Genomic DNA, 14,619 nt, shown 5'->3' with positions numbered 1-14,619 from the left:
TCCTCGGCAGAGTTGTTCTTGTTGTTGTGCTTACTGAGCGGCGCTGCCGCTCGCGGCGGCGCTGGCCACGCTGGCGACACCCGATTTCGGCACGCGGATCTCGGCGCGCTCGCCTTCCTTGAGGTTGTCGAAGCGCGCGCCCAGCACCTGCGACTGCGGCGTCACGCCGGCGAGGATCTCGACGCGGCCCTCACGCGGATCGCGGCGGCCGGTCGTCACGATGCGGCGCACCAGCGTGCCCTTCTCGATCAGCCAGACATGCTCCTGGCCGGACACCGCGCCGATCGCCGTCACCGGCACCGTCAGGCGCGGCTTGTCGTCGGCCAGTTCCACGCGGGCGACCGCGTACTGGCCGGCGCGGAAACGCTCGCCGGGGTTGTCCAGCGACAGCGTCACGCCGATCGACCGCGTGCCGGGCTCGGCCGCCGGCGAGATGCGCGCGATGCGCGCCGTCACCGGGTCGTCGAATCCTTCGATCCTCAGCTGCACTGTCATGCCGGGCGACAGCTTGCTGACCTCGTGCATGCCGACCAGGCCGGCAAGTTCCAGCTTGGACAGGTCGACGATGGTCAGCACCGGCTGCTCGGCGGCCACCTTCTCGCCGGGCAGCGTGTGCCGCTTGGCGACGATGCCGTTGATCGGCGAGACCAGCGCGGCCTGGCGCAGCAGCACCTCGCTCGTGCCGAGCTGCGCCTTGGCGGACAGCATCTGGCCCTTCGCCGATTCGAGCTGGGCGCGGGAGTTGTCCAGCGCCGTCGGCGCGATGAAGTTCTGCGCCGCCAGGCCCTGGTTGGCCTTGTACTGGCGCTCGGACTGCTCGTACATGGCCTGCATCGCTTCGACGCTGGCGTTGCGCTCGGCGACCTTGTGGCGCAGCTCCTCCAGGTCCAGCTGGCCCAGCGACTGGCCGGCGCTCACGCGGCTGCCTTCAGCGACCGCGAGGCGGTCCAGGCTGCCCGAGGCCTTGGCGCGGACGATCACCGTGTTCGGCGCGACCAGCGGGCCGGAGAACTCGATGACACCGGGCATCGGCGCCATCGACGGCTTGACGATCTCGCCGGCCTGGAACTCCAGGGCGGGTTTGGCCTCGTCCTTCTTCGCGGCGGGAGCGCTGCCCCCGCTCGTGGCGTACACACCGGCGCCGCCCGCGAGGACCGCCACCGCCACACCACCCAACCACCATTGCTTGCGCATGATCTCCCCCATCCGTCGACACGGGATCACCCAATTGATGATCCTTGAATGCGGCGGAGTGTAGGAATCCCCAAATTGATGCGATGGCCGGACGCGACGAATTGCAGATTGCGCGTCATGGCCTGCTTTTCTCCGGGACTGAAATTGGCGCGGCCGAGGACGGATGGCGGGTCGGCCCGATGGAATGACATCGATGCGCGATGACGCGCTCTTGGAAACCGCTGAGTTTTCCTCTCTCAGCGTCGCCGTGGCGATAGCGTCAGACCGCGTGCAGCGGATCGCGCCGGGCGCAGCGCCAATGGCTCCAGGCGCCGACGAGCGCGAAGAGCGAGGCGGCCCAGAAGCAGGCGGCGTACCCATGACTTTCAGCCAGCCACGCACCGCCCAGGCTGCCGAGCACGCCCGAGACGCCGTAGCCGAGCACCGCGTAGAGCGCCTGCCCGCGGCCCTGCAGACGACCCGGGAAGTAGCGCCCGATCAGGCCGATGCAGGCGGTGTGCTGCGCCGCGAAGGTGACGGCATGGCAGCACTGCAGCACCACCATGGCGGCGAGGCTCGCGCCCAGCCACGCCGTGCCGGCCAGGCGCAGCGCCGCCAGTAGCGCGGCGGCCACCAGCCAGTGGTGCAGATGGTGATGCCGCACCCAGCGGCCCTGGAACGCGAACCAGCAGATCTCCGCCGCGACCGACACCGCCCACAGTGCCCCCACCTGCCCCTTGCCGTATCCGAGCCGGTCCAGGTAGAGGCTGTAGAACGCGTAGATCGCCGTGTGCGCGAGCACGGTGAAGAACATGCCGAGGAAGAACCAGCCGACCTCGGGCCGGCGCAGCGTGTCGGCGATGGAGACCGACTCGGTGGCGTCGTGCTGGATGGCCGCGCGCTTGGGCAGGCGCCAGGCGGCGATGACCAGGGCCGACAGTCCGACGACGATGGTCCACGGGAACACCGACATCCCCGCCCAGTCGAACCACCAGCCCCCACCGACGACGGTCGCCAGGAAACCGACCGAGCCCCAGAGGCGCACGCGGCCGTATCGCTTGGGATCCATGCCGCCGCTGGCGGCGAGTTCATGCGCGATCAAGGCCTCGTTGAGCGGCGTCACGCAGGCGTTGAAGAAGTACATCAGGAAGACGACCAGCGTCAGCCCGATGACCGGCGGCACGCCCGAGGACCAGGAGGTCAGCAACAAGCCGAGCGAACTGACCCAGCAGGCGAGCGCCGCGGCGCGGATCAGTTCGACGCGCCGCCCGCTGCGATCGGCCACCAGCCCCCAGAGATAAGGCGCGAACAGCCGCGTCCAGCTCTGCATGGACACCAGCAGCCCGATCGCGACGACCGGCAGGCCGAGGGACTTGTACCAGAGCGGCGCGAACGGATTGAACAACCCGATGCTGCCGTAGTAGGCGCAGCCGAGCAGCGCGCTCGCGCGCAGCACGCGGCGGCTGTCAGTCACCGGTCATTCGCCGAAGATTCACCGCCGCGTTCCACCAGCCATCCACTGCTCATCCGCCGCTCATCCAACGCTCATCCAACGCTCATTCAGCGGTCGGACGCTGGCCGGCGATGGCGGGGATCGGGAGCTCGACGTCCGCGCATTGCGCGCGGTCCATCAGCACGTGGTCGATGACGACCAGCGCCAGCATCGCCTCGGCGATCGGCGTCGCGCGGATGCCCACGCAGGGATCGTGGCGGCCGAAGGTCTCGACCGTGGTCGGCTCGCCCGCGCGATTGATCGAGGCCTTGGGGGTGCGGATCGAGCTGGTCGGCTTGATCGCGATCGACACGCGCAGGTCCTGGCCGCTCGAGATCCCGCCCAGCACGCCGCCGGCGTTGTTGCTGGCGAAGCCCGCGGGCGTCAGCTCGTCGCCATGCTGGCTGCCGCGCTGGCGCACGCTCTCGAAGCCTGCGCCGATCTCGACGCCCTTGACCGCGTTGATGCCCATCATCGCGTAGGCGATGTCGGCGTCGAGCTTGTCGAACAGCGGCTGGCCCAGACCGGCCGGCATGCCGGTCGCCTCGACCATCAGCCGCGCGCCGACGGAGTCGCCGTCCTTGCGCAGCGCGTCCATGTAGTCCTCGAGCGCCTGGATCTGCGAGACATTGGCGGCGAAGAACGGGTTCTGGCCGACGTGTTCCCAGCCCTCGAAGGCCAGGTCGATCTCGCCGAGCGCCGTCATGCAGCCGCGGAAGCCGATGCCGAGCTCCTGCTGCAGCCATTTGCGGGCGACCGCGCCGGCCGCCACCATCGGCGCCGTGAGCCGCGCCGACGACCGCCCGCCGCCGCGCGGATCGCGCAAGCCGTACTTGCGCCAGTAGGTGTAGTCGGCGTGGCCCGGGCGGAAGGTGTCGAGGATGTTGCCGTAGTCCTTGCTGCGCTGGTCCACGTTGCGGATCAGCAGGCAGATCGGCGTGCCGGTGGTCAGGCCCTCGTAGACGCCGGACAGGATCTCGACCTGGTCGGGTTCCTGGCGCTGCGTCACGTGGCGCGAGGTGCCCGGACGGCGACGGTCCAGCTCGGGCTGGATGTCCGCCACCGACAGCGCCAGTCCCGGCGGACAGCCATCGATCACGCAGCCGATGGCCGGACCGTGGCTCTCGCCGAAGTTGGTGACGCGAAACAAGCTGCCGAAAGTGCTGCCGGACATCTGGGAACCTGCCAAGGCGGGAGAAACCGAAGCCGTCGATTCTACGAGCGGCCCCTGCCCTCGCGGCTCGTCATGCGCCCCGTCTCCGACATTGCGACCTCATTAAGCAGTCAACTCAGCGCTCGAAGATGACGATGCGTCCGCGCCTGCGTCTGCGCCCGTCGCCGCATCGGCACCGGCCATGACATCCGCCATCACGACGGCCGCCACCTCGCCGCGCGCGATGCGCGCCTGCGCGTCGGGATCGCGCTCGAAGACCGCGATCGATTCGACGTGCGCCGTGTGCGGGAACATGTTGACCGCGCCCGCCTTCGTGCAGCGGTAGCCGGCCACGTGGACCAGCAGGCCCGCGTCGCGCGCGAGCGTCGACGGGGCGCACGACACGTAGACGATGCGCTCGGGCGGCGTCCAGCCCGGCGCCAGCGACGGGTCCTTGACCAGATCCGCCAGCGCCTTCACGAGCGCGAACGCGCCTTCGCGCGGCGGATCGATCAGCCAGCGGTCGGACACGCCGTCGGCGGCCAGCAGCTGCGGCGTCATCTCGAACAGGTTGCGGGCGACGAAACTCGCCTTGTGATCGAGGCCATTGCGCGCCGCGTTCTCGCGCGAGCGCTGCACCAGCGCCTCGCTGCCTTCGATGCCCAGCACCTCGCGCGCCTGCGTGGCCAGCGGCAGCGTGAAGTTGCCCAGGCCGCAGAACCAGTCGATGACGCGCTCGCCCGACTGCACGCCCAGCAGGCGCAACGCGCGGCCGACCAGCACCGTGTTGATGTGGTGGTTGACCTGCGTGAAGTCGGTCGGCTTGAAGGGCATCAGCACGCCGAACTCCGGCAGCGTGTAGGCCAGCTCGGGTCCGCCCGCGTCGAGCAGGTGCACCGTGTCCGGCCCCTTGGGCTGCAGCCACCATTGCACGCCATGCTCCGCCGCGAACGCGCGCAGCTTCGCGACATCTCCCGGGCTCAGCGGCTCCAGGTGGCGCAGCACCAGCGCGATGACCTGCGTGCCGTCGGTATCGCCGATGGCGAGCTCGATCTGCGGCAGCCGGTCGCGCGCGTCCATGGCGCCGACCAGCTCGCGCAGCGGCATCAGCATCGCGCTGATCTTCTCGGGCAAGACCTTGCAGACCTGCATGTCGGCGATGTAGCGGCTCTTGCGCTCATGGAAGCCGACCAGCACGTGGCCCTTCTTCGGCACGTAGCGCACCGACAGGCGCGCGCGATAGCGGTAGCCGGTGGCCGGGCCCTCGATCGGACGGAGCAGCGCCTCGGCCTTGAGCTTGCCGAGGTGCCAGAGGTTGTCCTCCAGCACGCGTTGCTTGACGGCGACCTGGGCGCCCGGATGCAGATGCTGCATCTTGCAGCCGCCGCAGGCGCCGGGATGCAGGCCGAAATGCGGGCAGACCGGGCGCACGCGCTGCGAGCTCTCGCGGCGCATCGCGACCATCGCGGCCTGCTCCCACTTGTTCTTCTTGCGGCCGACGGTGACCTGGACTTCCTCGCCAGGCAAGGCGCCCTCGATGAACACCACCTTGCCTTCGCTGTTGTGGGCGACGCCCTGCGCTTCAAGGTCCAGCGAGTCGACCTTCAGCCATTCCGATACATCAGTCATGGGGGCGCATTATCCCAGCGCCGTCGGGGGGAGCCTGTCCGCGCTCAGAAGATCGAATCGCGGCTGATGCCCTGCCGCATCATGTTGCGCTTGAGCTTGGCCAGCGCCTCGATCTGGATCTGCCGGATGCGCTCACGCGTCAGGCTGAGCCGCACGGCCAGGATGTCCAGCGTCTCGGGCTCGCGGTCCGCGAGGCCGTAACGACCGGCGAGCACTTCGCGCTCGCGGTCGCTGAGCGAGGCCAGACCGCTCTTGAGCAGGTCCTCGAGCTCATGGCTCAGCCGATGTCCCGCCGGATCGACGGCCTGCTCGTCCGCGACGAGGTCTAGCATCGATTCGCCGCCCTCGCCGTTGCGGTCGACCGGAGAATCGAGCGAGCTCGGCAGCTCCGCATAGGCCAGCAGCTCGGCGATCTCGTCGACCGGTCGTCCGAGCGCCTGGGCGACGTCCTCGGCGCGCACGCCGCCTTCGCCGCCGCGCTGCGCCGCGACCGCCTCCAGCGCGCGGCGCGCCTTCAGCACCTGGTTGAGCTCGCGCACGATGTGCACCGGCAGCCGCACCAGCCGCGCCTGATGCATCAGCGCGCGCTCCACCGCCTGGCGGATCCACCAGCTGGCGTAGGTCGAGAAACGGAAGCCGCGTTCGGGCTCGAACTTGCCGATCGCGTGCATCAGGCCGAGGTTGCCTTCCTCGATGAGATCGCTCATCGGCAGGCCGCGGCCCAGGTAGTTCTTGGCGATGCTGACGACCAGCCGCAGGTTGTGCTCGATCATCGCCTGCCGCGCCTCGAAGTCGCCGGCGCGCGCCTTCACGGCGGTGTCGTACTCCTCCTGCGGCGTCAGCAGCGGCGTGCGGCGGATGTCGCGCAGGTAGGCCTGCAGGGCGTTGGTGGCGTCGCCGTCGGCGGGTCCGAGATCGCCCTTGCCGGACTTGGACTTGCCCTTGCCGTCCTCGGATTCGACGCTGCGCAGGACGCGGACCTCGTCGTCGTCATCGGTCGCGACTTCCGCCGCACCGGGCGCGTCAGCGTCGTCGCGCGCGGCGTGTTCGCGTTCGTCGCCGTCGTGAGGGTCGAGGCCGTCGTCATGACCGGCATCATTGCCGGCAGCCTGCGCGACATCGTGACCGTCCACCGCCAGCTCGGGCGGCAGCTTGAAGCGGCCGGGATGAACGGGTCGATCCAGGCCGTCGGGCAGAAGTCCGTCAGTCGAAGAGGCGCGATGCAAGGTCATGTTGCGGCGCCTCCTTGAGCGCCTCAGCGCGCGGGCAACAACTTGGACGGATCGATCGGCTTGCCTTGCTTGCGCACTTCGAAGTGCAGCTTCACCGAATCCGCGTCGCTGGAACCCATCTCTGCGATCTTCTGGCCCTTGCGCACCACCTGGTCCTCCTTCACCAGCAGGGTCTGGTTATGCGCGTAAGCCGTCAGATAGTTCGTGCTGTGCTTGATGATGATCATGTTGCCGTATCCGCGCAACCCCGCGCCCGCATACATCACGCGGCCATCGGCGGCGGCGAAGACCGGATCCCCGGCCTTGCCGGAGAAGGCCATGCCCTTGTTGCGGACCTCGTCGAAGCCCGCGGCCACCGCGCCGGACGCGGGCCAGCCCCAGCTGATGTCGTCGTCGTCCTTGGTGACGGCCGGCGCGGCGGGCGTCGCGGCGCCGCTGGCGGGCGAGGAGGAAGACGCGGCCGCGGCGGTCGTCGTCGCCGGAGCCGGGGACTTGCCATCCAGCGGACGCGTCTCCACCTTGGAAGTCGTCAGCGGCCGGGTCGTCGCCGCGTTCGGGTCGAGGCCCGGCGGAATCACGCGCAAGACCTGACCCACCTCGACCAGGTTGGGGTTGTCCATGCCGTTCCATCTCGCCACGTCGCGCCAGCCCTGGCCGTTGTCCATCGCGATGCGGATCAGCGTGTCGCCGGGCTTGACGGTGTAGTAACCGGGCTTGCCGGCGTTCTCGGCGCCGGGCAGCGGTTTCGATTCCGGGGCGGGCGTGACCGCCGTGCCAGGAATGGCCGGCGCAGTCGCCTTGCCGACAGGACGGTCCTCCACCGGCGCGCGGTGCGGGGTGTTCTGGCAGCCCGTGAGCGCGAGCACCGCCACGGAGACCCAGAGCAGCGGGGAACGGAAGAGTTGTTGCATGCGCGAAGTTGTCATTTGGAAAGCCGAAGCGCGGAAGCCACAGTCGGGCTGGCGCGCTACAGGACGCCTGATTTTAGGGGTACGAACAGGACGGCCTCATGCAGGCTGCGCAGGAAACGCGAGCCCGCGGCGTCGCGGACATGATCGATCAGGACCAGGACTTGCCCCCGGCCGCTGGGCGCGGTCATCGGCGCCACCAGTCGGCCGCCGGGCGCGAGCTGGTCCAGCCAGGCTTGCGGGATGTCGTCGCCGCCGGCGGCGGAGATGATGCTGTCGTACGGGGCCGAGGGCCGATGGCCGAGCATGCCGTCGCCGTAGACGAGCCGGATCTGGTGATGCCCCACGAGGTTGGCGCGCGCCTTGTCGTGCAGCGGCCGCAGCCGCTCGACCGACACGACCTGTTTCGACAACTGCATCAGCAGCGCCGCCTGGTAGCCGCAGCCGGTGCCGATCTCGAGCACCTTGCCCAGATGGCCGCGTTGCCGCGCCCCGGGCGCGTCGAGCATCAGCGCCATCATCCGCCCGACGACGGACGGCTTGGAAATCGTCTGCCCGTGGCCGATCGGCAGGCTGGTGTCCTCGTAGGCCTGGGTGGCGAGCGCGGAGTCGACGAAGTGATGGCGATGCACCGTGGCCAGCGCCTGCAGCACGCGCTCGTCGGACAGGCCTTCGCGGCGCAGCCGCTCGACCATGCGCTGGCGCACCCCGGCCGAATCGAGGCCCAGCCCGATCGGCGTCGTCTGCCGGGCCTTGATGGCGGCGGCCTGCTGCCAATGGCCCTGCGGCTTGAGCGGCTCGCGCGCCTCGGCGGCCGCGGCCGCGCCGGGCGCGCCCGGGCGGGTCGCTCCGAGCTTGTCCAGCGACAGCGGAAAGCGCTTGGGCCGGGGCGGCAGCGAGGTCATGGACGGCCGTCGGTCTGCAGTTGCTGGCGCCAGTGGCCCAGCGTCGCGTGCTCGGTGAGGTCGACCTGCAGCGGCGTGACCGACACGGCGCCGTTGGCGGTCGCGTGGAAATCGGTGCCCTCGCCCGCTTCGCGCTCGGCACCGGCCGGGCCGATCCAGTAGATCATCTCGCCGCGCGGGCTGCGTTGCTGGATCGTGGCCTCGCTGGCGTGGCGGCGTCCCAGGCGCGTGATGCGGCGCGGCAGCGAAGCGGCGTCGGCACGGTTCGGGATGTTGACGCTGAGCAGGAAGGGCTGACCCAGTCCGCCGGCGATGACGTCCTGGACCAGCGCGCGCGCGACGGCGGCGGCGGCATCGAGGTCGCCCCAGCCCTTCTCGACCTGCGAGAAGGCGATCGACGGCACGCCGAAGAGGTAGCCCTCGGTCGCGGCGGCGACGGTGCCCGAATAGAGCGTGTCGTCGCCCATGTTCGCGCCGTTGTTGATGCCGGACAGCACCAGGTCGGGCTTGTAGTCCAGCAGCCCGGTCAGGGCCAGGTGGACGCAGTCGGACGGCGTGCCGTTGACATAGCGATAACCGTTGGAGGACGTGTACACCGACAGCGGCCGGTGCAGCGTGAGCGAGTTGGACGTGCCGCTGGCGTTCTGCTCCGGGGCGATGACTTCCACCGTGCCGAGCCCTTCGCAGGCACGGACCAGGGCGGCAAGACCGGGGGCCAGATAGCCGTCGTCGTTGGCGATGAGGATGCGCATGGACGGCATTGTAGGCAGGCCGTCACCCCGGTGACGCGAGGGTCCACCCGTGCTGCCTATCATGCGCCCGGCGACCCCTGGACCACCCCGCGACGATTGGCGGATCCATCAGAAAGAGGAGACGAGACATGAAGGCATGGCTGTGCGAGAACCCGGTCGGCGTCGAGGCGCTGCAGTGGAAGGAACTGCCCTCCCCGCAGCCCGGCCCCGGCCAGCTGAAGGTGGCGATCAAGGCGGCGAGCCTGAACTTCCCCGACCTGCTCATCGTCCAGAACAAGTACCAGATGAAGCCGCCGCTGCCCTTCGTGCCGGGCACCGAGTTCGCCGGCATCGTCGAGGCGGTCGGCGACGGCGTGACCGGCTTCAAGCCGGGCGACGCGGTGGCGGCCTTCACCGGCACCGGCGGCTTCGGCACCGAGGCGCTGGTGCCCGCCGCGCTGGCGCTGCCGCTGCCGCCCGGCTTCCCCTTCGAGGACGCCGCGGCCTTCATCTGCACCTATGCCACCAGCCACCATGCACTGATCGACCGCGCCGCGCTCCAGGCCGGCGAGACGGTGCTGATCCTGGGCGCGGCGGGCGGCGTCGGCACGGCGGCGATCCAGATCGCGAAGGCGGCCGGCGCGCGCGTGATCGCGGCGGCCTCGTCGGACGAGAAATGCGCGCGTTGCCGGGAGATCGGCGCCGATGCCACGATCAACTACGCGAGCGGCTCGCTGCGTGACGAGATCAAGGCGCTGACCGAGGGCAAGGGCCCGGACGTCATCTACGACCCCGTCGGCGGCGACCTGGCCGAGGCGGCGTTCCGCTCGATCGGCTGGCGCGGGCGTTACCTGGTGGTCGGATTCGCGCAGGGCAGCATCCCGGCGCTGCCGCTGAACCTGGCGCTGCTGAAGGGGGCCTCGCTGGTCGGCGTCTTCTGGGGAGAGTTCGCGAAGCGCGAACCCAAGCGCAACGCCGCGATGATGATGACGCTGGCGCAGTGGTACGCGGCCGGCAAGATCCGCCCGGTGATCGACCAGGTCCTGCCGATGGAGGAGTTGCCCAAGGCCTTCGAGCGCATGGCCTCGCGGCAGGTGGTGGGCAAGCTGGTGGTCGTCAACGGCTGACCGTCCGTCGACCGCCGGACGATCGTCCGGCGACACCCTGTTTCACGGGGCATGCAAGCCCGGGGGGCGCTGCTAGGATGCGGCCAGCTATCGCTCCCCACACCATGGCCGTCAAAGTTCTCATCGTCGAAGACAACCCCGTCGCCCGCAGCTTCCTGTGCCGCGTGGTGCGTGAAAGCTTCAGCGACGGCATGGAGATCACCGAGGCCGGCGACCTGGAAGGCGCGCGCCGCCAGCTGGCCAAGGTGGAGGCCGAGTCGCCCGCCACGGGCTACAAGCTGATCATGATCGACCTCGAACTGCCGGACGGCAACGGCATGGAGTTCCTGGGCGAGCTCGCCGGCAAGCCGGCGGTCAAGATCGTCACGACGCTCTATTCGGACGATGACCACCTCTTCCCCGCCCTGCAGCGCGGTGCGGACGGCTACCTGCTGAAGGAAGACCGCTTCGAGGTGCTGGTGGAAGAGCTGCAGCGCATCGTGCGCGGCCAGCCGCCGCTGTCGCCCGCGATCGCGCGCCGGCTGCTGTCGCACTTCCGTCCGGGATCGACCGGCGATTCCGGTCCGATGGGACTGAACTCCGGCTTCGGCAGCCTGACCTCCACGGCCACGCCCAGCACGCGCGGCGTCACGCTGGATCCGGTGCCCGAATGGGAACGCCTGACCCCGCGCGAGAACGAGGTGCTGACCTACCTCAGCAAGGGGTTCACGATCAAGGAGATCGCGAACCTGATGGGCATCAAGTGGTTCACCGTCAACGACCACATCAAGAGCATCTACAAGAAGCTCAATGTGTCGAGCCGCGCGGAAGCCGCGGTGCTGGCGTCGAAGCAGGGCCTGGTTTAACCGCTGGACCGCTGACCATTTCGCGCTGAAGGGCCGGCCGACGCCGGCCCTTTGCATTTCCGGCCTCCTCGCATCCCGGCCCTGCGGCTGGAACGCGTTCAACCATCACCAGCGATAACCCGCCTTCGCGTAGTACTGCCTCCCGTTCGCCCCGAACGGCGAGAACTGGTTGTAGGCCAGGATGCCGCCGACGGCGTTCGGCGTGATCACTCGATCAGGGTAGCGGTTGGTGACGTTGTCGACGCCAGCGCTGAGCGACCAGGCGCCCTGCTCCCACCCCACCGACAGATCGAGCAGCCACGCCGGACCGAAGGTTTGATCGTTGACCGCGTTGGACTGGCGGATCACGAAGCTGCCGTAACGGCTCGCCGCCGCGCGGCCGATCCACGGTCCCCAGCGGTGCTCGGCGCCGAGCACCAGCTTGTCCTTCGGCGACCCGATCGTGGCGCGCGCCAGCGAGACGCGGTCGATCAGCTCCAGGTTGTTGGCCGTGAGGATCGCCGGGTTGTCGTCGACATGCCGGATCGAGTTCTTGTTGTGGTTGTACGCGACCGTGTACTGCCCGCGGCCCGCGCCACCCCAATCCTGCTGCCAGGTGCTCACGACGTCCACGCCGCGCGTGCGCGTGTCCAGCGCATTGGTGAAGTAACGCCCCGCGCTGACCAGCACACCTTGAGCCGCCAACTGGTTGCGGAGCGTGGCGGGCAGCGTCAGGTTGGCCGACAGCAGGGTGCGATCGTCGATATCGATCTGGTAGACGTCGACCGTGGTCTGCCATTGCGCCAGCGGCTGCAACAGCAGGCCGAGGCTCAGGTTGCGCGACTTCTCCGCCTTCAGCGGCTTGGCGCCCAGCGCCGCCGCGGCCGCCGATTCCACCGGGAAGGTGCCGGCATCGACCAGCGCGCCGTTGATCAGGTTGGTCGAGGTGGTGGCGAAGTACTGCTGCGCCAGCGACGGCGCGCGGAAGCCGGTGGACAGCGTGCCGCGCAGCGCCATGGCCGGGGACCACACGTAGCGGCCGGACAGCTTCGCGGAGGTCGCATTGCCGAAGTCGTTGTAGTGCTCGGCTCGCAGCGCGGCGGAGGCGCTGAAGGCCTTCGTCACCTGGCCTTCGAGGCTCGCGTAGGCGGCGATGTCATGGCGTGAATGCGCGCCGGCGTTGCTCGGCTGGAAGCCGGGGAAACCGGAAGCGCCGCCGCTCTGGTACGACGCCGATTCACCGGCATCGATCTCGTAGCGCTCGCGACGGGCCTCGGCGCCGAGGGCCAAAGTCCACGGTGCGGCCAGACCGAGGTCGACCTCGCGCGACAGGTCCAGGTTCAGCACCGTCTGCTGGTTGCTGAGTCGACCGGCATCGAAGCGCGTCGGGCTCGCGTTGCCGAGCGAGTAGTTGGCCGTGTTGGCCACGTCGATGTCGAAGCGGTTGCGGCCATGGTTGACGCTCGCGTCCCAGGACCATCCGGCCAACTCACCGCGCACGCCGGCGACGATGCCGGTGTCGACCGTGGTGCTGTCCTGCAACGGCAGGAAGCCCTCGGGGTACAGGCCGGCGACGTTGTTGGCGACAGCCGTCGCGCGAGTGCGCCAGAACGCGGCGGAGACCGTGTCGCGGTGGCTGAGCGTGGCGACGGCATAGGCCTGCAGGCTGCCGGTCAGCGCGACCTCGGCGTTGATCACCGCGGACTGCTGATGGCTGTCCGGATCGCCGAGTCGGTTGTTGACCTGGCCGAAGCGGGGCTCGGTCGCCGCGTCGCGCGTGTCGACGCCGGCGCGGTTGGTGCGTTGCTGATGGCGATTCTCGAGCGCGAAGCGCACCCATCCGTCCTGTCCGAGCGCGAAGCCGGCGCTGGCCGCCTCGGTGTGGCGGAAGCCGTCGCCCGAATCGGTCTGGCCGACCTCGGCGTTGACGCTGCCGCCCTTGGCGCCCTTCTTCAGCACGATGTTGATCACGCCCGCGATCGCATCGGAGCCGTATTGCGCGGCGGCGCCGTCGCGCAGGACCTCGACGCGCTCGATCGCGGCGAACGGGATCGTGTTCAGGTCCACCGGCGCGGAGCCGCGGCCCTGCGTGCCGTTGATGTTGACCACGGCGGTGGTGTGGCGGCGCTTGCCGTCGATCAGCACGAGGGTCTGGTCGGGCGAGAGCCCGCGCAACTGGGCGGGCCGCACGGCATCGGAGGCGTCGGTCAGCGACGGACGCGGGAAGTTCAGCGACGGCAGCAACTGGCCGAGCGCGGTCGCGAGTTCGGAGGTCCCGGTGCGCTGCAGGTCGGCGACGCTGAGGACGTCGACGGGCGATTCCGACTCCGCGACCGTGCGATTCACGCGACGGGTGCCGGTGACGACGACCTGCTGGAGTTGATCACCGGAGACGGCGGCCGACGCCGACGCCTGCTGAGTTTGAGTCTGGGCCTGGACGGCGGACGCGAGGCTGGCGATGGCGGCGAGCGCCACGGCGCTCAGCGGGATTCCGGAGATCAGCGGGCGGAAGGACGAACGAAGGGACATGGGGGCTTTCGGGGAATCATCAGTCACGACAACCCCATAGCCTGCGGGCGTTGGCGTGCCCGGCCAACGAAGCTCCGCGCACATGCTCATGCAAACACTGAGATCGCCTTGGCTCCCGATCGATGCTCAAGCGCCGATCTCAACATCAGGCGCGAAGCCGGTGATCGATCTTCTCGCGAATGGCGCAGGTGTCGTCGAGTCCAAACACCATGTCGTTCGCCACCTTCGCCAAGCGCTCGATATCAGGCTTGGTGATGTCGCCCAGATCATTGACGACCACCAGAGAGTCGAAACTCCCTGCATGTGCCTTCAGGTGCTGGAGGGTGATGGTCGTCAATCGCGCCTTGTCCGCGCCTTTGACACCGAACACGTACAACGGTGCATGAATCCCTTGAACGAAGAAGTCGATGGGATAGTTGTCGCTCTCGGGCACGTCCGGATCGACGTAGTCCCTGATCAATCGCTCACCTCCGACAACATCGCGCAAGACCGAATTCAGGTCATCGTAAAAGGTCGATTCGACCCGCCCCCGACTCCACAGTCCCAAGTCCTCCAGTCGCGACATGCCACGCCCGAGTCGGAACAGACCGCGGGCCAGGTCATCGGCGTCGACGATGACAAACAGTTCTCCGTCGTCTTCAGCGATGCCGGACTCACGCAGTACCTGTTCATACAGCTTGCCCCGTGCGCCGCTCAGCAGCTTCGAGAGATCGTTCTCGTAGCTCAGTCGCATCAACGTGTTCGCGCGGTCGCTGATTCGCCAGCGATCGCCCTCGTGCTTCAAGTGCGCGACGAGGTGATCGCCATCCCGGCCTTCGAACGGCAGGGAGACCACAAGTTGTCCACGTCGTTCGACGACCCGTACCTCCAGGCACATCAATTTGCATAGCCGTTCTTGAATGTCCGCGACAGTCAT

General features: G+C 68.9%; 12 protein-coding genes. 2 read left to right on the top strand and 10 right to left on the bottom strand.

Features of this window, described 5'->3' with window-relative positions; genetic code table 11:
• Positions 1 to 30: 30 nt before the first annotated feature.
• The 8 genes from AC07PR_RS00620 to surE all read right to left on the bottom strand — a co-directional run bounded on the left by AC07PR_RS00620 (position 31) and on the right by surE (position 9,244).
• Positions 31 to 1,194 carry an efflux RND transporter periplasmic adaptor subunit gene (locus AC07PR_RS00620; protein ID WP_377154773.1) on the bottom strand — a complete coding sequence of 388 codons (1,164 nt, stop codon included), beginning with the start codon at positions 1,192 to 1,194 and terminating at the stop codon, positions 31 to 33.
• Between the two features lie 259 nt (positions 1,195 to 1,453).
• Positions 1,454 to 2,647 (bottom strand): MFS transporter, encoded by a 1,194-nt coding sequence (locus AC07PR_RS00615; RefSeq protein ID WP_495134020.1) that lies wholly within the window; start codon positions 2,645 to 2,647, stop codon positions 1,454 to 1,456.
• Between the two features lie 82 nt (positions 2,648 to 2,729).
• A complete protein-coding gene (gene aroC, locus AC07PR_RS00610; RefSeq protein WP_431103891.1) occupies positions 2,730 to 3,839 on the bottom strand; it encodes a chorismate synthase in 1,110 nt (369 codons plus the stop codon).
• A 102-nt stretch (positions 3,840 to 3,941) separates the two neighbouring features.
• The gene (gene rlmD / locus AC07PR_RS00605; protein ID WP_495134019.1) at positions 3,942 to 5,447 is read right to left on the bottom strand and encodes a 23S rRNA (uracil(1939)-C(5))-methyltransferase RlmD; all 1,506 of its coding nucleotides are present in this window, start codon (positions 5,445 to 5,447) and stop codon (positions 3,942 to 3,944) included.
• A gap of 44 nt (positions 5,448 to 5,491) precedes the next feature.
• Positions 5,492 to 6,679 (bottom strand): RNA polymerase sigma factor RpoS, encoded by a 1,188-nt coding sequence (rpoS, locus tag AC07PR_RS00600; RefSeq protein WP_377154765.1) that lies wholly within the window; start codon positions 6,677 to 6,679, stop codon positions 5,492 to 5,494.
• Positions 6,680 to 6,702: 23 nt separating this feature from the next.
• Positions 6,703 to 7,590 (bottom strand): peptidoglycan DD-metalloendopeptidase family protein, encoded by an 888-nt coding sequence (locus AC07PR_RS00595; RefSeq protein ID WP_377154763.1) that lies wholly within the window; start codon positions 7,588 to 7,590, stop codon positions 6,703 to 6,705.
• Between the two features lie 56 nt (positions 7,591 to 7,646).
• Positions 7,647 to 8,492: a protein-L-isoaspartate(D-aspartate) O-methyltransferase gene (locus AC07PR_RS00590; RefSeq protein WP_377154761.1), complete on the bottom strand. Its 846-nt coding sequence runs from the start codon at positions 8,490 to 8,492 to the stop codon at positions 7,647 to 7,649.
• Positions 8,489 to 9,244, bottom strand: a complete 756-nt coding sequence (surE, locus tag AC07PR_RS00585) for a 5'/3'-nucleotidase SurE (protein WP_377154759.1) — start codon at positions 9,242 to 9,244, stop codon at positions 8,489 to 8,491. Before surE ends, AC07PR_RS00590 begins: the two co-directional genes overlap by 4 nt.
• A 128-nt stretch (positions 9,245 to 9,372) precedes the next feature.
• Between surE and AC07PR_RS00580 the strand changes: the two genes are divergently transcribed.
• Complete coding sequence (locus AC07PR_RS00580; RefSeq protein WP_377154757.1) at positions 9,373 to 10,350, top strand: NADPH:quinone oxidoreductase family protein; 978 nt, start codon at positions 9,373 to 9,375, stop codon at positions 10,348 to 10,350.
• A 104-nt stretch (positions 10,351 to 10,454) separates the two neighbouring features.
• A complete protein-coding gene (locus AC07PR_RS00575) occupies positions 10,455 to 11,195 on the top strand; it encodes a LuxR C-terminal-related transcriptional regulator (protein ID WP_377154755.1) in 741 nt (246 codons plus the stop codon).
• Between the two features lie 105 nt (positions 11,196 to 11,300).
• Here the strand turns inward: AC07PR_RS00575 and AC07PR_RS00570 are convergent, their stop codons facing one another.
• Positions 11,301 to 13,703 (bottom strand): TonB-dependent receptor plug domain-containing protein, encoded by a 2,403-nt coding sequence (locus AC07PR_RS00570; protein WP_495134018.1) that lies wholly within the window; start codon positions 13,701 to 13,703, stop codon positions 11,301 to 11,303.
• Between the two features lie 145 nt (positions 13,704 to 13,848).
• Complete coding sequence (locus AC07PR_RS00565; RefSeq protein WP_495134017.1) at positions 13,849 to 14,619, bottom strand: DUF1828 domain-containing protein; 771 nt, start codon at positions 14,617 to 14,619, stop codon at positions 13,849 to 13,851.

The sequence above is a fragment of the Roseateles sp. GW821-FHT09H11 genome, assembly GCF_059415845.1.
Note: the sequence above shows the minus strand (reverse complement) of the source record. Positions and strands in the feature narration are given on the sequence as shown.